The 22,104-nt window shown below is 35.9% G+C and carries 20 protein-coding genes and 1 tRNA gene; 12 read left to right on the forward strand and 9 right to left on the reverse strand.

Annotation, left to right across the window (positions count from 1 at the left end; translation table 11 throughout):
* Positions 1-283 precede the first annotated feature (283 nt).
* The gene (gene ndk / locus OZD64_RS01455; RefSeq protein ID WP_010082097.1) at positions 284-703 is read right to left on the reverse strand and encodes a nucleoside-diphosphate kinase; all 420 of its coding nucleotides are present in this window, start codon (positions 701-703) and stop codon (positions 284-286) included.
* A gap of 113 nt (positions 704-816) precedes the next feature.
* Between ndk and OZD64_RS01460 the strand changes: the two genes are divergently transcribed.
* From OZD64_RS01460 to OZD64_RS01470, 3 genes are all read left to right on the forward strand, one after another.
* Complete coding sequence (locus OZD64_RS01460) at positions 817-1,638, forward strand: hypothetical protein (RefSeq protein ID WP_274999177.1); 822 nt, start codon at positions 817-819, stop codon at positions 1,636-1,638.
* Positions 1,639-2,586 carry a ferrochelatase gene (hemH, locus tag OZD64_RS01465; RefSeq protein ID WP_010082099.1) on the forward strand — a complete coding sequence of 316 codons (948 nt, stop codon included), beginning with the start codon at positions 1,639-1,641 and terminating at the stop codon, positions 2,584-2,586.
* A 70-nt stretch (positions 2,587-2,656) separates the two neighbouring features.
* Positions 2,657-3,454, forward strand: a complete 798-nt coding sequence (locus tag OZD64_RS01470) for a hypothetical protein (RefSeq protein WP_274999178.1) — start codon at positions 2,657-2,659, stop codon at positions 3,452-3,454.
* A 3-nt stretch (positions 3,455-3,457) separates the two neighbouring features.
* On the opposite strand, the gene gshA is transcribed toward OZD64_RS01470, so the two are convergent.
* Positions 3,458-4,618: a glutamate--cysteine ligase gene (gshA, locus tag OZD64_RS01475; protein ID WP_274999179.1), complete on the reverse strand. Its 1,161-nt coding sequence runs from the start codon at positions 4,616-4,618 to the stop codon at positions 3,458-3,460.
* A gap of 115 nt (positions 4,619-4,733) precedes the next feature.
* On the opposite strand from gshA, the gene hslV reads away from it, so the two are divergent.
* Positions 4,734-5,288, forward strand: a complete 555-nt coding sequence (gene hslV / locus OZD64_RS01480; protein ID WP_006280198.1) for an ATP-dependent protease subunit HslV — start codon at positions 4,734-4,736, stop codon at positions 5,286-5,288.
* A gap of 1 nt (position 5,289) precedes the next feature.
* Positions 5,290-6,780 carry an ATP-dependent protease ATPase subunit HslU gene (gene hslU, locus OZD64_RS01485; RefSeq protein ID WP_006280200.1) on the forward strand — a complete coding sequence of 497 codons (1,491 nt, stop codon included), beginning with the start codon at positions 5,290-5,292 and terminating at the stop codon, positions 6,778-6,780.
* A 68-nt stretch (positions 6,781-6,848) separates the two neighbouring features.
* On the opposite strand, the gene OZD64_RS01490 is transcribed toward hslU, so the two are convergent.
* Together OZD64_RS01490 and OZD64_RS01495 are read right to left on the reverse strand one after the other, a co-directional pair.
* Positions 6,849-7,790 (reverse strand): FKBP-type peptidyl-prolyl cis-trans isomerase, encoded by a 942-nt coding sequence (locus OZD64_RS01490; RefSeq protein WP_010963087.1) that lies wholly within the window; start codon positions 7,788-7,790, stop codon positions 6,849-6,851.
* Entirely contained in the window at positions 7,783-8,790 is a 1,008-nt protein-coding gene (locus OZD64_RS01495; protein WP_010082029.1) for a polyprenyl synthetase family protein, read from the reverse strand. Before OZD64_RS01495 ends, OZD64_RS01490 begins: the two co-directional genes overlap by 8 nt.
* Before the next feature lie 145 nt (positions 8,791-8,935).
* Here OZD64_RS01495 and acpP point away from each other — a divergent pair, with 145 nt between their 5' ends.
* The 6 genes from acpP (at position 8,936) to thyX (ending at position 13,854) form a co-directional block, all read left to right on the forward strand.
* Positions 8,936-9,196, forward strand: coding sequence for an acyl carrier protein (gene acpP, locus OZD64_RS01500; RefSeq protein WP_274999180.1), 261 nt, complete (start codon positions 8,936-8,938; stop codon positions 9,194-9,196).
* A 13-nt stretch (positions 9,197-9,209) separates the two neighbouring features.
* Positions 9,210-10,481 carry a beta-ketoacyl-ACP synthase II gene (fabF, locus tag OZD64_RS01505; RefSeq protein ID WP_010082030.1) on the forward strand — a complete coding sequence of 424 codons (1,272 nt, stop codon included), beginning with the start codon at positions 9,210-9,212 and terminating at the stop codon, positions 10,479-10,481.
* 3 nt (positions 10,482-10,484) lie between these two features.
* Positions 10,485-10,610, forward strand: a complete 126-nt coding sequence (locus tag OZD64_RS01510; RefSeq protein ID WP_255322260.1) for a hypothetical protein — start codon at positions 10,485-10,487, stop codon at positions 10,608-10,610.
* 122 nt (positions 10,611-10,732) lie between these two features.
* The gene (locus OZD64_RS01515) at positions 10,733-11,557 is read left to right on the forward strand and encodes a CPBP family intramembrane glutamic endopeptidase (RefSeq protein ID WP_022626149.1); all 825 of its coding nucleotides are present in this window, start codon (positions 10,733-10,735) and stop codon (positions 11,555-11,557) included.
* A 155-nt stretch (positions 11,558-11,712) separates the two neighbouring features.
* The gene (murA, locus tag OZD64_RS01520; protein WP_006279833.1) at positions 11,713-12,990 is read left to right on the forward strand and encodes a UDP-N-acetylglucosamine 1-carboxyvinyltransferase; all 1,278 of its coding nucleotides are present in this window, start codon (positions 11,713-11,715) and stop codon (positions 12,988-12,990) included.
* A gap of 9 nt (positions 12,991-12,999) precedes the next feature.
* Positions 13,000-13,854 carry an FAD-dependent thymidylate synthase gene (gene thyX, locus OZD64_RS01525; protein ID WP_274999181.1) on the forward strand — a complete coding sequence of 285 codons (855 nt, stop codon included), beginning with the start codon at positions 13,000-13,002 and terminating at the stop codon, positions 13,852-13,854.
* Positions 13,855-13,926: 72 nt separating this feature from the next.
* Here thyX and OZD64_RS01530 read toward each other — a convergent pair whose 3' ends face one another.
* Positions 13,927-15,711, reverse strand: a complete 1,785-nt coding sequence (locus OZD64_RS01530) for a hypothetical protein (protein WP_010963093.1) — start codon at positions 15,709-15,711, stop codon at positions 13,927-13,929.
* 144 nt (positions 15,712-15,855) lie between these two features.
* On the opposite strand from OZD64_RS01530, the gene priA reads away from it, so the two are divergent.
* On the forward strand, positions 15,856-18,198 hold the full coding sequence (gene priA, locus OZD64_RS01535; protein WP_010963094.1) for a replication restart helicase PriA: 2,343 nt from the start codon (positions 15,856-15,858) through the stop codon (positions 18,196-18,198).
* 18 nt (positions 18,199-18,216) lie between these two features.
* Here priA and petA read toward each other — a convergent pair whose 3' ends face one another.
* The 4 genes from petA to OZD64_RS01555 all read right to left on the reverse strand — a co-directional run bounded on the left by petA (position 18,217) and on the right by OZD64_RS01555 (position 21,951).
* Complete coding sequence (petA, locus tag OZD64_RS01540; protein ID WP_038199575.1) at positions 18,217-18,816, reverse strand: ubiquinol-cytochrome c reductase iron-sulfur subunit; 600 nt, start codon at positions 18,814-18,816, stop codon at positions 18,217-18,219.
* A gap of 92 nt (positions 18,817-18,908) precedes the next feature.
* Positions 18,909-21,611 (reverse strand): DNA topoisomerase (ATP-hydrolyzing) subunit A, encoded by a 2,703-nt coding sequence (gyrA, locus tag OZD64_RS01545; RefSeq protein ID WP_274999182.1) that lies wholly within the window; start codon positions 21,609-21,611, stop codon positions 18,909-18,911.
* A gap of 52 nt (positions 21,612-21,663) precedes the next feature.
* A tRNA-Val gene (locus tag OZD64_RS01550) sits at positions 21,664-21,736 on the reverse strand.
* Between the two features lie 14 nt (positions 21,737-21,750).
* Positions 21,751-21,951, reverse strand: a complete 201-nt coding sequence (locus OZD64_RS01555; RefSeq protein ID WP_152550490.1) for a hypothetical protein — start codon at positions 21,949-21,951, stop codon at positions 21,751-21,753.
* Positions 21,952-22,104: the final 153 nt, after the last annotated feature.

Genomic DNA, 22,104 nt, shown 5'->3' on the forward strand with positions numbered 1-22,104 from the left:
TGGCATTTTTTGATGTCTTGTAACGCTTTATAAGCGCGTTCAGCTTATTTAGATAAAAATCTAGATGTAGATGAAGTTTTGTAAAGACATGCAGTATCTATATACTGCAAAAAATTGAACATAAGACGCCGATACGTTAAGTAATCCTTACCTTTTAATCTGCAGATTGGCGAAAGCAAATACAATAGCTTCAGTTTCATGATAAGGGGGCTGGCGAGGTTTGTCAAGGAAGTTTTTTCGTTTCTATGTTGTCAGCTACTTGGATGACGCCAATCTGAGTTGACTACACCAACTCACATTCAGCAAAAAAGAAAGCTATCTCCTTACGAGCATTTTCTAGACTATCTGAGCCGTGAACTCTATTTTCACTAATATCATCAGCAAAATCACCCCTGATTGTGCCTTTATCTGCCTGCTTTGGATCGGTAGCTCCCATGATTTGTCTGTATTTACTTACTGCATTTTCACCAACTAAAACTTGAACTACCACAGAACCAGAGGTCATAAACTCTACTAATTCCCCAAAAAAAGGCCTATCTTTATGAATTTCATAAAACAGCTCTGCTTGTTTTTTTGTTAGTAACATCATTTTTTGTGCTGTGATTTTCAGCCCAGATTGTTCGATGTAGGAATTTATATTGCCTGTAATATTATTTTTTACTGCATCAGGTTTTAATATCGAAAGTGTTCTCTCAATTGCCATATTATTTCCTTATATAAAATAGTATATTTATAGATTTATTTTATTGTAAATTTTGATTTGATAAAAGCAGTTTTTTATTTATAGTTAAGAATAAACCATCAAGGAGGTATTGTATGGGTGAATGTTGTAAAAATAACACTACTAAACAAGCTGAGCCTACCACTAAAAAACAAGCTAAATCTACTACTAAAAAATTAGTAAGTAACTTTAAGTCATCACTTTTTTGTGGAACAAAAGGGTTTTTGACTTTTAGTCTGGCATTTTTAAGTTATTTGGAATATAGTTCACATCATAATACAAAATTAAAAGAAGGTGCTGCCTTTGCAATGAAAAGAAACACTATTCCATTTCTTGAAATGACAATCATAGCACCGCTTGTTTGTTTTGCACTGCCAGCTATGCTAGGCAGTATGAGCCTCATGCAATGCGCACTTTTATGTGCTTCCTTAATGATTGCCACATGTTTTATTGTCAGAACTTTTCATCTGCGTGAGAAGTTAATGGAAAAAATCACTAACCATAGTAGAAAAGAAATAGACGCGGAATTTAAGAAAGATACTATAAAATTTCCTATCTTTGATCAAAATAGAAAACACACCGAGTATAATTCGCCTAACTCAGGGCGACTACTGGATGAAACAAGTAGCACCTCTCTTTTCGTTGAAGTTTTACTTTTTCCCCTCAAGGTTCTTCTGAATGTCCTGCAAAGTTGTATAATGCTATCTTTAGCTGCTGTTGAACTTCTTGAAACGGTACCAAGTCTTTTTGTCGATACATTTTTCGATTGGAACTTCACATCCACCAAGAGTAACCTGAAGAGATCAGGCCACTTATTGTATGCCAGTGTAAGAAATTTAGTGCCTATAACTAAATTTGATGAGTGTGTAGCTAATTTTATAGGCACCCCAGAAGTAACTTGTTGTAGTAGTGCGTAGGTGAAAAAGGCAGTTATCTTATTTAATCTTGGCGGGCCTGATTCACTAAATGCGGTCCGTCCTTTTTTATTCAACCTTTTTTATGACAGGAGAATAATCAATCTACCGAATCCCTTTCGGTTTCTTTTAGCAAAGTTTATATCTGCGAAACGAGAAAATACTGCACGAAAAATATACGAGGAAATTGGAGGTAAATCGCCAATTCTAGAGAATACAAAAATGCAAGCTAATGCTTCAGAACTAAAATTAAACGAAAATAGAAACCATGTACACAAGGTATTCATCTGCATGCGCTATTGGCGTCCATTTGCTGACGAAGTTATTGAAAGTGTAAAACAGTTTGATCCTGACGAAGTAATTCTGCTGCCACTGTATCCACAATATTCAACTACCACAACTCTGTCATCCATCGAGAATTGGCAAAAAAATGCTAAACGGTATGGCCTAAAATGCAATACAAAAATGATTCACCGTTATTATGATAACCAAGATTTTATTGAAGCTCACACTAATCTGATAGCTAAGTACTATAAATTGGCTAGAAAAATCGGTAAACCAAGAGTCCTATTTTCAGCCCATAGCTTACCTCTTAGTATCATTAAAAAGGGCGACCCTTACGCTTCACAGGTAGAAAGAAGCGTAGAGTTAATAGTAGAAAAGTTAGCTATCAATAACTTAGATTGGTCAATATGTTATCAGAGTAAGATTGGTCCTGTAAAATGGCTAGAGCCAAGCACTGAAAGTGAGCTATTACGCGCAAAAGCTGATGGTGTACCTGTAGTTCTATCACCTATATCTTTTGTTTCTGAGCATTCAGAAACTCTAGTTGAACTTGATATAGAATATAAAGCAATTATCAAGGATGGATATTACTTTCGTGTGCCAACTCTCAGTACCGATCCCTTGTTTATAAAATGCTTAGCCGATTTGTGCATAAATCTCCCTTAAAGTCCTGATTCATAGGGCTTTTCTTTTAGGATTTTATGTGATAGAATAACAGGAAGTTATTAACTATTTCATGCCAAACAAGCTAAAAAAGAAATCTAACATACTCGCACAAAGGGTGCATGATATTTATGATCATGATTTCAGGAAGGTAATCTGCATCACAACAGGTTTAACAGCCCTATTGTGTAAGATTTCACTGCAATTTTGCTGCGAGTTCATTGACAATAATAGATCCAATATCTTTCTTATACGGAATGTTGCTCGACTAGTAAAGTTTTCGACATCTATTCTATACATTGCCCATTCTGCATTTACTCTACAGGATCTAATTAAGGATTACAGAAACCCTGAGAGTAAAAAAGAGCTGGCAAAAATTGTGGGTAAATCGGCTAATCTTGCAAGCAGCACCATAGAAGCATTGATGATGTTGAAAGTCATCCATTTTTTGGCTAGAGGTAATGCAGATGTAACAAGTTATATTAGTTCAACATCAACGATCCTATTTTTGTTCATTTCAGAACCTATAAGCTATTATTATACATGCAAGAAATATCTGGATAATAAGGATCCTGAAAAGTCTGCTAAGTGTAAGAAGGACCTTATTATCAGCACATTAACTTTGTCGTTAGGTTTATTAAACTTCATATTAAGAAGGATAGAAACTCCAACTATACCAATAAACTTGGGTAGTGGTATAATCTATAATTTCAACTTAAGCGTAACAGTCAGCATAATATATAGTGCAGTATTTCTTGCAGTTCAACTTGATAAGTTGTTTAATCAACCTGTCAATGATGATCCTTCCACTGAACTTGATGATGTTCATAATATAAACGGTCATTCTAATGACAGCACTGTAGAGGTATAAGAATTAGGGATGAAAAGATTTTATTTCTACTGCCAACGCTAGTACTGCTAATTTGCTAACAATACTCCAAAGTGATAGAATTTTACCTTCTACAACCTGGCTAACATCATGAAACTCACAGTCAGTGGCATTCAAGCTAGAATATACATCTTTTCTGCTATTACATCGGTATAAGTAACATGTTGAAGTATCTCCTATATAGTATATTAGCGGTTCTGCAGAACTGCTTTTAAACATGTCAATGGTTGGTACACCTTCTTGTATAATAACGCTATTGATTGCTATTCCTTCTTTTATCTTTTTCATTTTATGACGCTTTTTTTTATTGAGGTTTAATATTTCCTCTCCACTTGTTGCTGTTATAATGCCCATCCCATATGTGCCATTGCTTGCTTTGATAAAAACGTAAGGTTGTGTTTTTATTTTATATTCTTCGTATTTTTTTTGCACTAGAGATAATATTTGGTCAACTTTAGTTGCTACTGCTCCTAGTGACAAATCATCATCAAAATCAACTCCATCACAGCTCTCTGTAAGCACAGAAATTAGCCATGGGTCTATTTTAAATTTGCTACAAAACTCAGATGCTAATTCTTGATAGATTTCAAAATACTTAAATTTCTGCCTGCTATGCCAACCGTATAGTGGGCTTGGTACTATATCTTGCTTTACGTCTTTCAGCATGTCTGGAATGTGGCTCGTCATATCACGGTTCAGTATAATAACATCAGGCACAAATCCTGAAGTTGTCTTTAGCAGAGAGTTTTCTTTCACAACAGTTTCATACTGTTCTATTAAATTGTATACTTCATTATATAAAAGGCCAATTCTAGTCTCAAAACCTGCGAGTTGTAGTATTTTCTCTATAACAAATACGTTTTCTATATACATTTTATTGCGTGTATAATTTTCCGGTATTATAAGAACCTTTTTGTATTGATGTCTTTTAAAATAGCTTTTTATCAATCTTGCTGCCATCGTTCTTGATTCTTCACTTAAGTTATTGAACCCCGCAGGAAATAAATTAGCGTCTACTGGAACGATTTTATAGCCAGAGTTTCTAAGATCTATAGAGCTATAAAATGGCGATGTAAGGCCATTAAATTTTGCTTCGAACCAATTATTTATACTTTTTTCCAAATCTGGGTGAATTATGTTTTGCATCTGCACTTTAAATGTTATAAGGAAGGTATTATATTATAAGCTATAGTTGAACATATTTAGTAAACTTGACTAAAGATTAAAGTATAATGAGATTCTTATTTAAAGTGATAGAAAAATGATTCAACACGATAACAATAAAATGTATGGCACTACTATATTATCAATTAGAAAAGATAAAAGTGTAGTAGTAATAGGTGACGGACAAGTTTCACTGGGCCACACTGTTATAAAATCTGGAGCAAAAAAAGTTAGGCGTCTTTCTGGTGATTCCGTAATTGCTGGATTTGCCGGGGCAACAGCCGACGCATTTACTCTTTTTGAAAGATTAGAATCTAAACTTGACAAGCACCCAGGGCAATTAATGAGAGCATGTGTTGAACTTGCAAAAGACTGGAGAATGGATAAATATCTGAGGAAATTAGAAGCTATGATGATCGTTGCAGATAAATCTATTTCATTAGTAATTACGGGAACAGGTGATGTTCTTGAACCTGAAGATGGAGTCGCAGCTATTGGCTCTGGGGGAAATTTTGCTCTATCTGCAGCAAGAGCTTTAATTGACATTAAAGGAATATCAATAGAGGAAATTGCGAAAAAGGCTATGAAGATAGCTGGCGATATATGTGTTTATACAAATCATAATGTAGTTATTGAAAAGATAGAGGAGTGATATGTCTTCCAAGCAAAAAACTTTATGCACCAATTTTTCCAATCAGCCCATAACCCTTTCAGAAGGGCGGTCTTGTAGTAGTGACACCTACGATGAAAAAGATAACCTCTATAAAGATACTAAGAGTGGTTTTGATTCAAATGACAGCGATGTTCAAGTTAATGACAGCACTCAAGTTTTGTTAGATGACCTGCCACCACAGAAGATAGTTAAAGAATTGGACAGATTCATAATCGGACAGGATGATGCAAAGCGTGCTGTTGCTATTGCGCTCAGAAATCGTTGGCGTCGCAATCAGGTTCCATTTCCATTGCGTGATGAAATCATACCTAAGAATATATTGATGATCGGTCATACAGGGGTTGGTAAAACTGAAATAGCTCGTCGCTTAGCAAAACTTGCCGGTGCACCGTTCATAAAAATTGAGGCAACGAAGTTTACTGAAATAGGGTACGTTGGACGTGACGTTGATTCGATAATACGCGATTTAGTTGATGCAGCAATAGTTTTAGTTAAAGAGAAAGCCCGTAAAGCCTTAGCTAAAAAGGCTTTAATTTTAGCTGAGAAAACAATAGTAAACTCTATGGTAGGCGAAAATGCAACCGAAGAGAGTAAAAAAATTTTTAGAGAAAGGTTGAGGAATAAAGAGTTTGAGGACGGAGAAGTTTCTATTAACGTCAGAGAGAGCAAGAGTATGTTACCTACTTTCGATATACCAGGCATGCCAGGTGGGCAAGTTGGTGTGATGAATGTAACAGAAATAATGGGCAAGATGTTTAACGGGAGCAAAAAAACAAAAACTATTACGGTGAAGGTAAAAGAAGCGCGTGAAATATTAATTAATGAAGAAAGTGAAAGGCTAATGGATGAAGATAAGATAATCAAAGAAGCCATTGATCTTGTTAGTAATGACGGTATAGTATTTTTGGATGAAATAGACAAAATTGCAGCGCGTACAGAAGTAAAAGGTGAAGTAAACAGAGAAGGAGTGCAACGCGATCTGTTACCATTACTTGAAGGAACAACTGTTACAACTAAGTATGGCCATGTAAAAACAGACTATATATTATTTATTGCATCTGGTGCTTTTCATCAGTCTAAACCATCTGACCTCTTACCGGAATTGCAGGGCAGATTACCGATCAGGGTAGAACTTAAGGCACTTACTCAAGAGGATTTAATAAGAATATTAAAGGAACCAGAATCTAGTTTGTTAAAGCAGTACATAGCTTTAATGAAAACAGAAAATGTGACACTTGAGTTCACTGATGATGGTATAAAAACCATAGCTGAAATAGCGTTTACAGTTAATAGGCAAGTGGAAAATATAGGCGCAAGAAGGCTTCACACTGTCATGGAGAAGCTTTTAGATGAAATAAGTTTCATTGCTTCTGAGAAAAATAGCGAAAAATTCATTATAGACAGCAAGTATGTAAAAGATAAACTTGAGTCAATTTCGAAGCAGCTTGATTTATCTAAGTTTATACTTTAGGAAAAACGAAAAGCCTACTTTAAGTAGTATAGAGAGTGTTCAGAAGATTAGCCAGTAGACCTAAAATTTCAGCTATATTCTTTAGGCTGTTTTTCAACAGTAGAATGGTGTGCTGCGACCTCTTGCTTAACATCTAAGCTTAAGTCAATTATTGAGATATTTTCTTCATCATAATCTATGTCTTTTATTAACATATCGTCAGTAATAGTCAAAAGGTCAGGCGGAGAAAGAATAGTTCTTTTATTACCAGCTCTCATTCCCACAACTCCAAGCTCTATAGCAAGTGGTATTTTTTTATCGCCAACCCTAAATTGCACTGTTTGATCTTTGACTATATATTCCCCATTATGCTCCTTTACGCTATATTTAACCGATATCTCATCACCGCACCTTACTTGTTTTCCAGTCTTGTTAATTAAGTCATTAAAAACCATCAGATTATTTACTGAGTCGGGATATTTATCCTTTACTTCGATCAGTTTGACGTAATAAGAATTAAAATTCATTTTGTTCTCATTGGCAATAGTAACTACACGCTCTCCGCCTTCTTTCATACCTATTACCCCTAAACTCACTTCTTTTAGGTCATCTTGACCTATTTTCAAAGTAACATCAGAAACTTTGCTAGGGAGTGTTGCTGAGTTATTATTAGAAATTTTATATATTTGCAATAGGACTTCCAGGCCACAAAAAGCCTTGCTGCCACTGCCTTCAGTAATTTCATAAAAATTTATTGAATCTTCTTCCTTTTGCTGCGTTATTTCTTCTAAATATTCTGTCAGCCCATGCTTTTCAATATAGCGGTCAAGTGCTGATTCAAGTATTGGCTTCACTAGGTAATGTGCTATCGTCTGTATCAAACCACCATGCGTGGCATTTATCTCATAAAGCTTGTCCTTTTTTTCCGGTTTACCTTTGTTTATATAGACAATAGTAAACACAAAAGCAGAAGTTAAAGTGAGAATCATTACTACGGAAATAAGCATTTGTAATATAATTTTTCTAACCATCTTTCTTTACTTGATTCAATAAATCATATAAATAATTAGTATCCCCTGAAAGCGCACTCAAATTATCCAAGCCTTGTTTAAAGAGGCCGTCTATATAGTCCTCTACTTCACTTTTACCAAGCACAGACATAAGATTATTTGTTTTATCTTGTTCGTAGTCTTCAATATCATCCTTAGCTTGAAAGATAAGCCCTAGATTTATTCCATAGTTATATAACGCTTTACGTTGCTTGTCTGTAGCACCCCCTATTATAGCACCTATTTCACATGAAGCTGCAAATAGTTTTGCGGTTTTCATCAAATGAATTTCTTTTATTTTATCAGCTTGGCCCGACGTCATTCCAGCGTCATACATACAGCCGTACGAATGTTGTAGTTTTAAGGTAGAAAGGGTGTCATGCAAGTAGCTGACACTGGAATCCATTTCATGTTCAGCTCCACTATCGCATGGCTTTTTGCACGAAATGCTTGTAGGCAAAGCCTTCTGGATCCCAGTGTCCGCTACTTGAATGACAGAGGGTTGGGGGCTAAAATCTATATGCTCACTGTTAATATCTAAAGCCTGTCCTCCCACCATTCCCCTAATTCCTATTGCCTGAGAAAGAACTTTTATGATCTCACAGCGTTTCTCATTTAACGAAGATAATACCTCAAAAGCCAGAGTAAGTAGTGCATCTCCGGCAAGCACTGCTGTTGCTTCATCAAATTTTTTATGGCAGCTTAGCTGGCTTCTGCGAGTATCACTGTTGTCCATGCACGGTAAATCATCGTGAATTAGAGAGTAAGCATGAACAAATTCAATTGCTGCAGCAACTGATATTACTTTTTTAGCTTCCGCGTTAAACACTCGCGATGAAGCTACGACTAAAAAGGAGCGTATATGTTTTGCAGGAGCAAGGAGTATATAACGCATAGCTGATATAAGCTTATTCTCGCTATTTTCGGGTAAGAGTTTATTTACTTCTACAATAAGCAAATTTTTTGTTGTTTCGTCTAGCATTTTTGAATTGTTAATTGTTTAGCACGTAACGCTAGCCAGCTAGGGCAGTAGAAAACTTTACTGTAGTTTACCAGTTATAAAAGATATTGCAAACATAAAAATTTTTTATAACATCAAAGAATAGGTTATTTTTTTGGTAAGAAATGTGAATAGCGAACTAGCAAAGAGCACTAGAGAAGACATAGAAGGAAAAGTGAAAAAGATTATACTAGAGCATATTAGTAAGGATGTAGAGAAATTCAACAGCTCTTCAAAGCTTTCGGAGCATGGTACAGACAGCTTAGATGCAGTTGAAATCATCATGGCAGCAGAAGAAGAGTTTGGAATAGAAATTCCAGATGAAGACGCACAAAAAATGGAAACTATGGAGCAAATAGTTGAGTACATTAATAATAAAAAAGGCTAATAGTTAGTGTTAAATGAGCAGAAGAGTAGTAGTCACTGGTGTTGGTTTAATCACTCCACTAGCGGCAGATGTTGACAACACTTGGTCAAGGCTAATAAAAAGTGAGTCTGGCATAAAAGCAATCAATACGGATAGATTTGACTCTTCTGATCTTGCTTGCAAAATTGCAGGGCAGGTGCCGTTGCAATCAGACAACATTGAGCACCATTTCAATCCACTAGATTATATTTCTGAGAAAGACTCAAAAAGGACAGATCGTTTTATCCATTACGGTATTGCAGCAGCTATTCAGGCAGTAGATGATTCATTAATTTTGGAAAGCCAAAATATCAATCGGGAACGTGTTGGTGTGACTATTGGCTCTGGTATAGGTGGTCTTCCGTCAATTCAGGAAAATGTTATTACCATGCAGGAAAAAGGGCCCAGACGTGTCAGTCCATTTTTTGTCCCTGCAAGTCTAATAAATTTGATATCTGGCCATATTTCTATTAAATACGAATTTACAGGTCCAAACGATTCAGCAGTAACCGCATGTGCAACAGGTGCGCATGCAATCATAAACTCAGCAAGAACTATAAAACTTGGTGAAGCGGATGTTATGATTGCAGGTGGAGCAGAAAGTGCACTGTGTAGAGTTGGGATTGCAGGTTTTGCATCTATGAAGGCGTTATCAACTAAATTTAACGATAAACCGGAAGAAGCTTCAAGGCCATGGGATGAAGAACGCGATGGTTTTGTTATGGGTGAAGGAGCAGGTATATTGGTGCTGGAGGAATACGAACATGCGAAAAAAAGGGGGGCAAAAATACATGCTGAACTGGTTGGGTACGGACTCACAGGAGATGCGCACCACATTACAGCACCACATCCAGAAGGAAGAGGCGCATTTAAGGCAATGCAGCTTGCTTTAAAGAGCGCACAAATTAATCCCAATCAAGTAGGGTATATCAATGCACATGGAACTTCAACGCCACTTGGAGATAAAATTGAAGTAATAGCAATGAAACAGTTATTCGGTGACTACGTTTATAAAATACCTGTTTCTTCAACTAAATCTTCTATAGGACATTTACTTGGTGCTGCAGGGAGCGTTGAAGCAATATTCAGTATTCTTGCGTTAAATAATGGAATTATTCCGCCAACCTTAAATTTACACAAGCCTTCAGAAGGATGTGATTTAAATTTTGTACCGTTTAAAGCTCAGGAGCATAAAATTCAATATGCACTTTCTAATTCGTTTGGTTTTGGTGGCACTAATGCATCGCTCATATTTGGACAAGTTTAGTTGATGTCACCCCAGTGTCTTCCTCTTGTCATTCCAGTACCCTCCTCTTGTCATGCAAGCAGCTCTCCTACTGTCATCCCAGCACGTGACACTGGGATGACAAACGGTTGTGAAAGGGAATACATATAAAAATTAAACTATCAATAGCAATTCAAAAAGAAAAAATATTCTATTCATCCCTGAAGAAGTATTTTATTGAGAATTTATGAATAAAGATCAATAATGCAGAAAAGGAATTGATGGGCGTATGCATGAATTTAACCACTATTAATTGTACATTATTTGTTGTAATTACATATTTTTTGACGTGCATTATAGCTTGGTGCTTACCTTTCAAAGACATAACATTATTAACAACATTTGTTCCGGCTTCAGTTGCAATTTTGCTAACCATTTATAATAAACAGAAGGTAAGGGATCTTTTTAAACTTAGTTCGCCAAAAAACTGTCTATTAGGGTTTATACTTATTCTGGTAAGTATGCTAATTTCCAATGGTCTTTTGTCAATTTATTGCGGTTTTTCATTTTTCCGAGAGTCTTTTACGTTAGACCGTGTAAAGGATTTGAGTGCAGTTTTGAGTCCATTAGTGATGTTATTTGTTTTATTATCAACCTTTGTGATGTGGATCATTATGTCTCTTGGTGAAGAGATCGGTTGGCGTGGCTATCTTTTGAAAAATCTTAAAAGCAAAATATCAAATTTTTATATCAGAGCAATTATTGTCGGTATTATTTGGTCAGTATGGCACATACCAACTTATGTGGTTGCTGGCTCAGCTTTGTGGAAGGATGGCTTTACATTCCCGACTATTTGTGCTTATACCCTTTATATTTGTGCAATGTCTATAATGTTTACCTGGTTGTTTGAAAAAGACAACTCGATTTGGCCAGTAACTATTGCTCATGCAACAAATAATCTTGTGTATAGTGTTTTGAGCATTCTAATGCCGTCTCCTCCTCTGTCAACTTTCGATGCAGTAATTCGCCTTACATTAGGAGCAGCTGGTTATTTCATTGTTGCAATTGGTGTTATTTGGTTTGATAAAGCTCGAGAGCGTCATTTGAGTAATTCATAGTATAAAATTTCGGGGGCAATTCGCATCAGGTGTCATGCAGGTAGCATGACACTGGGATGATGAGGAAGAAAAAGCAAATTTTGCCTTTTACGGTCAATCTATTATACTTAGTAAGACTTCAATAAACTAATGAATTATACTTTATATCTAATTAAATGCACAAGATATTAATAAGAAATAACTACAAACCTTTGGTCGGAAAAATCAAGATTAATGGCTCAAAAAATGCTGTTTTACCAATAATGGCAGCAAGTCTATTAAGTAGCTCCCCGGTAATTTTGCATAATGTACCTGATTTAATTGATGTGCATCTAATGTCTAAGTTGCTTGAAAGTCTTGGAGCAGAAGTGAACTTTATGCACAATAAAAATTATAAAGCGAACCATACTTTGAAAATTGACTGCAGCAATATCAACAATCACGTGATGCCATATAAAACCGCAAGTAAGCTAAGAACTTCTTTTCTAATATTGGGTCCAATGCTTAGCAGATTTGGCAAAGCGAGAACAGCATTTCCTGGTGGATGCAACATTGGAAAGCGTCCCGTTGATATGCATATTAAAGCATTAGAAGAAATGGGAGCTAAAATTGAAATTGACGGCTATAATATAATTGCAACAGTGAAAGGAAAGCTACAAGGAAAAGAAATCACATTTGAGAAAATAAGTGTTGGCGCAACAGAAAATGTAATAATGGCAGCAACATTTGCAGAAGGAGTGACAACAATAAACAATGCTGCAACTGAGCCGGAAGTTCTTGATTTAATAGATTTTCTGAAGAAAATGGGTGCTGATATTGAAATTGATAATACAAAGGTCATAATAACAGGAGTTGAAGCACTAAATGGATGTGTTCATAAAATAATACCAGATCGCATAGAAGCAGGCACCTATGCACTAGCTGCTATAATAACCGGTGGTAAGTTGGAGTTGGAAGGAATAAATCTATCTGATATAAGGTGTATTACAAATGAGTTGGAGACTATAGGAGCTATGGTTGAACTGTATGATGGAGGCATTGTTATTTCCAGAAAAAATGGCTCTATTAAGTCTGCTAACGTTGCGACAGATCCATATCCCAATTTTCCCAGTGATATGCAACCACAACTGATGTCTGCAATGTGCATCGCTGATGGGATATCAGTAATTGAAGAGAACATTTTTGAAAACAGATTTACACATGCAGATGAATTGAGAAAGTTAGGTGCTAATATCAGCATCGAGAAAAGCAAAGCTACTATAAGTGGAATAAAAAGCTTATCTGGAGCTAATCTATATGCTACTGACTTAAGATCAACAGCAGCTTTGGTGCTTGCTTCTTTGGTAGCCGGTGGAGAAACTATAATAAACAATTCACATCATTTATGGAGAGGATATGAAGCAATGCATGAAAAACTCAATTCATGTGGAGCTGATATCTCCATTTCGTCTTGAGGATATTTTATGAATGAAGCAACCAAACGAACTATAGTAAAAGAAATAGATGCAATCTTATATGAAGAACATAAGGTATTAGACCATGGATTTATTCGAGTAGTGGATTATATGGGCTCTGATAGCGCTATAGTTCAAGCTGCTCGTGTTTCTTATGGCAAGGGAACAAAACAGATAAGTCGGGATGAAGCACTTATAAAGTATTTAATGAGACATCATCATACAACTCCATTTGAAATGTGTGAAATTAAGTTTCACGTGAAACTTCCAATTTTTGTTGCAAGGCAATGGATAAGGCATAGAACTGCAAATGTGAATGAATATTCAGCAAGGTATTCAATACTTGATAATGAATTTTATACACCTAAACCAGAACAAGTTGCAAAACAATCTGACAATAATAAACAAGGTAGCGGGGAAGCTTTTGATCCAGATACCTCAAAGGAAATAATAGATTCTCTAATAAATGACTCTAATTTAGTATATTCTCATTATGAAAAATTTATTGAGCAGGGGCTTGCAAGAGAAATTGCCAGAACTAACCTAATGCTTAATTACTACACGCAATTTTATTGGAAAATAGATCTGCATAATCTCCTTCATTTTTTGAAGCTTAGAGCTGATAAGCATGCCCAATATGAAATCAGAGTTTATGCAGAAGTTATGCTGGATATAATAAAAAAATGGGTTCCACTGGCCTACAATGCCTTTGTTGAATATTGCCTAGAATCAGCCTGTATTTCAAGAACTGGTCTAGAAATAATTCGCAAATTAATTAAAGGGGAAAACGTTACTAGAGAAGAAAGTAATATTGGTAAAAGAGAATGGGGCGAGCTGATGTCTATACTTGATAAACAATCTTAAAGATAAAGGCATACGTGTCAATCTCCTCTGTCAGTTAACTCTCGTTCACCAGATTGAATCTTGCTTTTTACATCACATTAACTCATCACTTTTATAGAACATCTCATTAAAATCATTTAGAGTTCCAAAATCCTGACCCTTGATAAACAGGTGATCATTAGCAACATGTGCTTCATCAAGAGTAAACAGCTCGTAATGATGATTGTGAGCGGGCCTAACAATTTCATTATATAAAACCATTACTTGTTCGTAGTTATATCCATCGCCAGCATGATATTTACCACGTACGGTATCATAAAAATTCTTTACATCATCATATGTCACTTGCAGCTCCACCTTATACTTTCCCACTTCAAGAGGACTTCCTGTCTTTATTTTTAAGGGATGTTGTGAATTTGCAACACTGTTAGAAGTTTCTGCTTCAATATCAGAATTTTTATCCATATTTTCTATCACACTTGCCATAACAGTTTCTTGTTCATCTTCTGTTGGTTTTGTTTGTTTTTCAGTCTTATTACTGCTACTGTCAGTTTCCACAGTTACTTTTTTTACTTCTATATCTTTTTGAGCTTTCTCATTACTTTGCTTGTGTATTTCATCTCCATGCAATTTTTCCTGCAGAGCTTTTTTCGTATCAGCATAATCATCACGATTGCTTTGCAAAGCTGGTTTATAACTGCTGCTATCATCCGCTTGCATTTGATCTATATAGTTAGATTCTTCTTCCTGTATAGTATTTTTTGCGTTATCCTCACCAACCGTTCCTTTCTCCCCAGACTTGGCTTCACTCTCTACCACAACTTCTTCGTCTACTTGCTCATCATCAATTGTAAATTCAGTACCTATCTGATTGCTATCTTCCTCCAATTCATTAGATAATTTTTCAGATAGCTGGTCACCACTCAAATATGGTTCCTTTGAATATTTAGCATAATTATGGGGATCGGTTCTGTTTTCTGAATAAAACCCACTTTCAAAGTCTGAGTAGGAGCTTTGATTGAGCACAAAAAATAAGTTTTCATAATTAACCAGCATATCACTATCAGGGCTAACAAAATTTAAATATTCATCGCCTTCCCATTCTGGGTGGTGTCTATACTCTGCTATGTAGTATTTACTAGAGTCGAGAGGTATCTTGTCACCTTCTTCCCCATCAAGTTGTAAAACTACTGCTGAATGCCCATTACCTAAATCATTACCTTTTACCACTTTGAATATTTTAATCTCATCCTTTTCTACAAGTTCTTTTAACTCCTCGTTCTTTTCATTTAACTCTTCCTCCCTTTGTCTTTCTGCTTCTCTCTCTCTTGCCAATCTTTCTGCTTCTTCATCAGCTTTCTTCTGCAGTTGTGAGAATACATTTTGTAATATATCTTGTGTGGTTAAGCTATTTGTGTTGCTTAAAAAATTATCTAACACATTTGATGCAATTGGTGACAATTCACCGTGATCATCAAATACTTTTTCCTTTGCTTTATCATAGTGATTTGGGTTATAGATTGCATACAGAGGATAAAAACCATAATCTGCAATTGACGCTCCGTCAGGTGATAGTTCCATTGAGAATCCATAGTAATTAAGTGGAAGATTGGAGGTTAAATATTTACCGTTATCATCCCTAACGTGTAGCTCACTTCTACCATTGTGCTCACTATATTTGTTGTAGTAGATATAAAAATTCTCATGGTTAAGATTGAAGTGATCATCTAGATTATCGAATTGAATTGTACTGCCAAGCTTCTCGCGCAAAAGATTTTTGCTTTCATCTGTAAGCTTTATATGTGCAGAAAAGTAGTATCGATCTATAGGTTCGCCTTTTTCTATTTCAAAGTTCAAAGTAATCTTGTCGTTGACCATTGGTAGCCTCCACAAATTCTATAAATCATTTTATTTATCAATCATACGGTCTGTACTATGAAAAATGTGTTAAACGTTAAGATTTTCTCTGTACCGATTCATCTATATTGCCAAGCTTAATAAAGTTACAAGCTCTTTAAAACAATGTTAAACTCAATCACTATGGCAAAAACAGTTGACGTATTACTACCACTTCCAATTGATCAGTTATTTTCATATGCAATTGAGGAAAATACTGAGATTTTACTTGGAGATTACGTAGTGGTGCCATTTGGCAAAAAACGCTTAATCGGAATAGTTTGGAAATACAGTGATAAAAGTAACCGAGAATTAAAATTTATTGAGCAAAAAATTGATTTACCAAATATTAGACCAAAATTGATCGCATTTGCAGAGTGGGTTGCGCAGTATAACTTAATACCTGTTGGTATGCTTGCCAAAGTGATAATGGGAGGAGTGTTAAAAGTAAATCACATAGATAAATTGGTTTGTGCTAAGCAGAAGCAGGAAATAAGTGAAATAAGTTGCCAATTAAGCCCTGAACAGCAGGTAGCTAGTGATAAAATAATCAGCAGTTTGAATGAGTATTCAGTGACTTTGCTTGATGGTGAGACAGGATCTGGAAAAACGGAAGTTTATCTCTCTGTGATTGCACAATTGATTAAGAATTACACTGCCGTTCCAAATGCTGCTCAGACTTTACCATCCCAGTGCCCAGAGACACAACTGTACGAACATTGTGATTTGGGTCTACCAAGAGGGTGTTATCCGAGTAGCCTGACACTGGGATCCAGTTTTTCATATAACCTCATTACAAATGTTTATTTTAACTTAAAACCAATACCTAATTTACAATCAAAATTCCTGGATTCCAGTGTCAAGCGCTGGAATGACACCTTTATACTCAAGGCAAAACCCACTGTAACATTTAGCATACCGTCTTTGCCACGTACTAGTATGACACCAGAATATGTTGAAATGACATCAGGAGAAGGTAATACACAAATTTTAATCCTCCTACCTGAAATTGTTTTAACTTCACAATTGGTAAATCGTGTTCGCGGTCAGATATCAAAAAACTTAGTTGAATGGCACTCAGGACTCACTCCAAAAACTCGCCGGAATAATTGGCTCAATATAGCAAGTGGAAATGCGCAGATAATTATTGGTGCACGATCAGCACTTTTTTTGCCTTATAAAAACCTAAAATTGATTATCGTTGATGAAGAGCACGACTCATCTTTTAAACAAGAACAGGGAATTATATATAATGCTCGAGATATGGCGATAATCTTAGCCAAATTTGAAAATATTCCGATTATTTTATCATCAGCTACTCCACTGCTTGAAACGATTCATCATGTTAAAAACGGGAATTACAATCATGTAAAGCTAACTAAACGATTTGGTGGTGCAGAATTGCCACTCATTAAAGTAGTAGATATGAGGAACAACAAGCAATGGATCTCCTCTGAGCTTTTTGAAAGCATCAAACAAACCATAGAGAAAAAACAGCAGGTTATGCTTTTTCTAAACCGCAGAGGGTATGCACAACTGGCAATTTGTAAAAAGTGTGGATATAAAATTTCCTGCTTAAATTGTGCTGTTTGGCTTACATATCACAAGAAAAAAAATGCTCTTTTGTGCCATCATTGCTCTTATCAATTAAAACTTCCAGAGAAATGCTCTAATTGCCAAAGTGAACAGCCATTGTCCCTCTACGGCATAGGAATTGAAAGGTTGCTTGAAGAAATGGTGAAATTAATACCAAACGCAAAAACTGCGATGATAAGCAGCGATCAGAAGTCGGTTAGTAACGTAATTGACTTGATATTGAAAGAAGAGGTGAACATTATAATCGGCACACAAATAATTGCTAAAGGGCACAATTTTCCCAAATTAACTTTGGTTGGAGTAATGAATGCAGATTTGAGTCTCGAAAATTCTGATTTGAGAGCAGCGGAAAAGACGTATCAATTATTGCACCAAGTTGCAGGCAGATCAGGAAGGTTTAATGAAAAAGGAATGGTAATAGTGCAAACCAATAATCCTGAAAGTTCAATAATAAAAGCATTGCTGCATCAAAAAAGAGACTCATTTTATGAAATCGAACTTAAGTCAAGACGCGAAGCCAAAATGCCACCATTTAGCAGATTAATAGCGCTTATAATCTGTGGTAAGAATCAGATTGCAACACAAAAAGCAGCGAATGAAATAGTAAAATCTCTTCTCTGTCATTCAAGTAGCTCAACTATTTGTATCCAGGAAAAAAATGTAGGTGTAGACAAAAAGGAATTTGAAATTCTTGGCCCATCACCAGCAGCGATAAATTTTTTAAATAATAAGTATCGGTATAGGGTATTATTAAAAATACACAATAAGCATAGTCTATCCATACAAAAAAAGCTGAAATATTGGATTAAAAATTGTAACTTGAATTCGAGTATTGCAGTGATAATAGATGTTGATCCTGTGAGTTTTTTTTAACGAGTTTATTTATATTCGTTAAGCCTTCTTGCCAATTACCACAACATTCTCACTGGGAAAAAAATAATCAGGTACAGCCATATTTTTCGGTGCAGGACCCCCAATTACTCGACCTGATGTATCATAATATGAACCGTGGCAAGGACAGAACCAACCATTACCATCTCTTGTAGCGTGGTCAACCGGTACACACCCAAGATGTGTACATATTCCAAGCATAATTAACCATTCGTCTTTTCCTTCGTATACTCTCTGCTCATCTAATTGAGGATCCCTCAAGCTCTTCACATTCACAGCTCTTGCAGCCTCAATTTCTTGCTTTGTGCGTCTACGAATGAATACTGGTTTACCTTGCCACTTTACTTTTACTCCCTGTCCTTCCTGCATTCCAGACAAATTCACCTCCACTGTGGAAGTTGCTAGAACTTCAGCAGAAGGATTCATAGATTTAACCAGTGGCCAAAGTCCGCTTGCAGCTCCTATACCTGCCATAGCGCATGTAGTTAATGTTATAAAATCTCTCCTACTCTTATTTTTAGTAAGATCTTTAACAGGAGGTGTTTTTTTATCCTCTTTGTCTGCCAGTGGTTTTTTATTTTTAGTTAATTTTTTGTCCATTGATCTTTACTTAGCCATAAGTATATATTTTAATTTAAATACTGCGTATTAATCAACAAAAACTTGCGCTTTTTGTTTAACCTATACTACGGTTAAGAAGCGATAGAGTTTTCAACTTCAAAAATACTATCTTCAGTGGAATCAGGATCTTCAATTTTCGCTACTGACACCACTTTTTCTCTACTTTCTGTTTTAAACAGAGTGACTCCTTGAGTGCTGCGTCCTGCAATTCTAATCTCATTGACCGAAATGCGAATTAACTTTCCTTTATCTGTAATAAGCATTATATTATCACCCTGCTCAACTGGAAAACTAGCAACAACATTACCGTTTCTGCTAGTAGTAAGAATATTGGTGATACCAACACCACCCCTGTTAGTTACTCTATACTCATACGCAGAAGTTCTTTTACCAAAGCCATTTTCAGTAATAGTTAATATAAACTCCTCATTCACTGCAAGTTTTAAGAATAATTCGTTATCTATTCCTAAATCATTCAAAGTCTTTTCCAATTTAGAATCAATGGAGTTATTAATTGCAGTCCCCAGTCTTTTTGCAAGTGGAACTTTTAAGTAAAGTTCTTTTGTTTCTGTTGCTACACCTATCCCATTTAATATGGTCATGGATATCACGCTGTCATTCTTTACAAGTTTGATACCTCTTACGCCATCTGAATTGCGACTCTTAAATTGACGCACATCACTTACAACAAATCTGATACTTTTTCCAAGCGTTGTTGAAAGTAAAACATGGTCAATTTCATTACATACCTTAACCGATACTAATTTGTCTCCTTCATCGAGCTTTATTGCTATTTTCCCATTGCTTGGAATATAGTGAAAGTCCGCTAAGGAGTTACGCCTTATGTTTCCATAGGCAGTAGCAAAAACTATGTTTTGATTTTTGTCATTTTCACTTGGCAATGGCATGATATTAGTTATAGTTTCACCATCGCTAAGCGGAAATATGTTAACAAGTGCTCTTCCACGTGCGGTTGGCTCTGCAAGAGGTAACTTATAAACTTTTAATCTATAAACTCGACCAATGTTAGAAAAGAATAAAAAGCTAGTATGGGTATTTCCAACAAATAATTCTGTGATTACATCCTCTTCTTTTAATCCCTGTCCTAGCTTTCCTTTTCCACCACGACGCTGAGTTCTGTAGTGAGAAAGTTTTACACGCTTGATATAACCATTCATAGTTACGGTTATCACCATATCCTCTTGTGGAATTAGATCTTCAGCTTCAATGTCCGCGTCTGACTCTTCTATTGAAGTTTTTCGCGGCACAGCAAATCTGTTCTTTATTTCTTGTAGATTGTTTTTTATTTCTTTCATCAACTTCTCTCCTGAGCCAAGAAAAGCGATATATTCTTTTATCAGGTTGATCATTGAACTTAGCTCAGCTTCTAATTTGTCTTTTTCAAGGCCTGTTAAACGCTGCAGTTTCATATCAAGGATAGCTTTAATTTGTAGTTCAGTTAATCTATACACTCCATCTTTCAAAAAGCTTGCGCTATCTGAAATCAACTCGATAATAGTATTGATTTCATTCGAAGTTTTCCATTCTTTATTTAAAAGTTCTCTACTTGCTTCCGCAGGATCTTTTGCACCGCGGATGATTTTTATCACTTCATCTATGCTGAGGACCGCAATGTAGAGCCCTATATATATATGAGCTTTTTCCCTCGTTTTTCTTAGACGAAATTCTGTTCTCCTGATTAATACTTCTTTTCTAAAATCAACAAAAGCAGTTATGATTTCTTTCAATGACATCAAAGCAGGCCTGTTGTTATTGAGCACTAAAGTGTTAACACTAAAACTACTTCTTAGTGGAGTTAGCCCCAATATTTGATTAAGTATAAAACTTGCTTCAGCATTTCTTTTGAGGTCAATTACTACTCTAATACCAGACTTATCGGACTCATCCCTAATTTCTGTTATACCATCAATTCTTTTTTCTTTTACAAGCTCACCTATCTTCTCAATTAATTTTACTTTATTTACCTGGTAAGGTATTTCATCAATCACTATTGCTTGCCTATCTTGTGGCAGATCTTCTATATGAGTCTTGCCTTGCACAACAATTGATCCACGACCAGTTGCAAATGCTGATCTTATTCCAGACCTTCCAAGAATTGTGCCCCCAGTTGGAAAATCCGGCCCTGGCATCACTTCAAGTAACTCATCCAAAGTAACTTCAGGATTATTTACATATAATATACAAGCATCTATTATTTCTCCAAGATTATGAGAAGGAATATTGGTTGCCATACCAACTGCAACACCACTTGCACCGTTTACCAATAGATTCGGAAACTCTGCAGGCAGCACAACTGGTTCTGTTTCATTTCCATCGTAGTTTGGCCTAAAATTAACTGTATCTTCATCAATATCATTCAGTAAAAAGTGCGACACTTTTTGAAGTCTTGCTTCTGTGTATCGCATTGAAGCTGGTGGATCTCCATCTATCGAACCAAAGTTACCTTGCCCATCAACAAGTGGTAAAAGAAGAGAGAAATCTTGGGCCATTCTAACCAAGGAATCGTAAATAGCTGCATCACCATGTGGGTGATATTTCCCCATTACATCCCCAACTATACGAGCTGCCTTTTTATATGGCTTACCGGCATCGAATCCAGCTCTTGACATTGCATATAATATGCGCCTGTGAACAGGTTTAAATCCATCCCGCACGTCAGGTATAGCCCGGCTTATGATAACGCTCATTGCGTAGGAAAGATAAGAATCTTCCAGCTCTTTTACTATTGAGATTGGTACTATATTATCCTGCATTTTCTATACTTTAATTGAAGTAATTAATAATACTAACATTCAGTTAAGCAAATGGGCAATGACAGACTTGAACTGCCGACCTCCTCGGTGTAAACGAGATGCTCTACCAGCTGAGCTAATTGCCCCTTTAGATCTAATTCTATAGCTCAATATTATTATTGTAAACAAAAATAGCAATAAATTGTATCCGTTCAGCAGAGTGGCAAAATAGGTAGACAAGGTGATCTAAAAAGATAATCATAGAGTAAATGTGAGGTAAGTCCTTACAATAAATGGTGTCATCCAAGTAGCCGACACTGGGATCCAGAAAAAAGAATGGTGTCATTCCAGTGCTTGACACTGGAATCCAGCTTTTTCATAATCATTAAAACGTTGTATTTTTACATAAAACAGCTATTTTTATGCTCGCCAACTTAATAAAATTCCTGGATCCCAGTGTCAAGCACTGGGATGACACCCTCCTGATGGGCCAAAATCACAATGTTCGTACAGT

This window comes from Wolbachia endosymbiont of Drosophila tristis (assembly GCF_028981745.1).
Classification (GTDB): Bacteria; Pseudomonadota; Alphaproteobacteria; order Rickettsiales; family Anaplasmataceae; genus Wolbachia; species Wolbachia pipientis.

What these genes read in the sequence shown, in the direction of transcription:
- OZD64_RS01495 (WP_010082029.1), bottom strand. Translation starts at nt 8,790, where the DNA reads ATGCTAGACGAAACAACAAAAAATTTGCTTATTGTAGAAGTAAATAAA.
- OZD64_RS01470 (WP_274999178.1), top strand. Translation starts at nt 2,657, where the DNA reads ATGCCAAACAAGCTAAAAAAGAAATCTAACATACTCGCACAAAGGGTG.
- priA (WP_010963094.1), top strand. Translation starts at nt 15,856, where the DNA reads ATGTTAAACTCAATCACTATGGCAAAAACAGTTGACGTATTACTACCA.
- murA (WP_006279833.1), top strand. Translation starts at nt 11,713, where the DNA reads ATGCACAAGATATTAATAAGAAATAACTACAAACCTTTGGTCGGAAAA.
- OZD64_RS01460 (WP_274999177.1), top strand. Translation starts at nt 817, where the DNA reads ATGGGTGAATGTTGTAAAAATAACACTACTAAACAAGCTGAGCCTACC.
- hslV (WP_006280198.1), top strand. Translation starts at nt 4,734, where the DNA reads ATGATTCAACACGATAACAATAAAATGTATGGCACTACTATATTATCA.
- hslU (WP_006280200.1), top strand. Translation starts at nt 5,290, where the DNA reads ATGTCTTCCAAGCAAAAAACTTTATGCACCAATTTTTCCAATCAGCCC.
- fabF (WP_010082030.1), top strand. Translation starts at nt 9,210, where the DNA reads ATGAGCAGAAGAGTAGTAGTCACTGGTGTTGGTTTAATCACTCCACTA.
- petA (WP_038199575.1), bottom strand. Translation starts at nt 18,816, where the DNA reads ATGGACAAAAAATTAACTAAAAATAAAAAACCACTGGCAGACAAAGAG.
- ndk (WP_010082097.1), bottom strand. Translation starts at nt 703, where the DNA reads ATGGCAATTGAGAGAACACTTTCGATATTAAAACCTGATGCAGTAAAA.
- gyrA (WP_274999182.1), bottom strand. Translation starts at nt 21,611, where the DNA reads ATGCAGGATAATATAGTACCAATCTCAATAGTAAAAGAGCTGGAAGAT.
- OZD64_RS01515 (WP_022626149.1), top strand. Translation starts at nt 10,733, where the DNA reads ATGAATTTAACCACTATTAATTGTACATTATTTGTTGTAATTACATAT.
- OZD64_RS01490 (WP_010963087.1), bottom strand. Translation starts at nt 7,790, where the DNA reads ATGGTTAGAAAAATTATATTACAAATGCTTATTTCCGTAGTAATGATT.
- thyX (WP_274999181.1), top strand. Translation starts at nt 13,000, where the DNA reads ATGAATGAAGCAACCAAACGAACTATAGTAAAAGAAATAGATGCAATC.
- OZD64_RS01530 (WP_010963093.1), bottom strand. Translation starts at nt 15,711, where the DNA reads ATGGTCAACGACAAGATTACTTTGAACTTTGAAATAGAAAAAGGCGAA.
- OZD64_RS01510 (WP_255322260.1), top strand. Translation starts at nt 10,485, where the DNA reads ATGTCACCCCAGTGTCTTCCTCTTGTCATTCCAGTACCCTCCTCTTGT.
- gshA (WP_274999179.1), bottom strand. Translation starts at nt 4,618, where the DNA reads ATGCAAAACATAATTCACCCAGATTTGGAAAAAAGTATAAATAATTGG.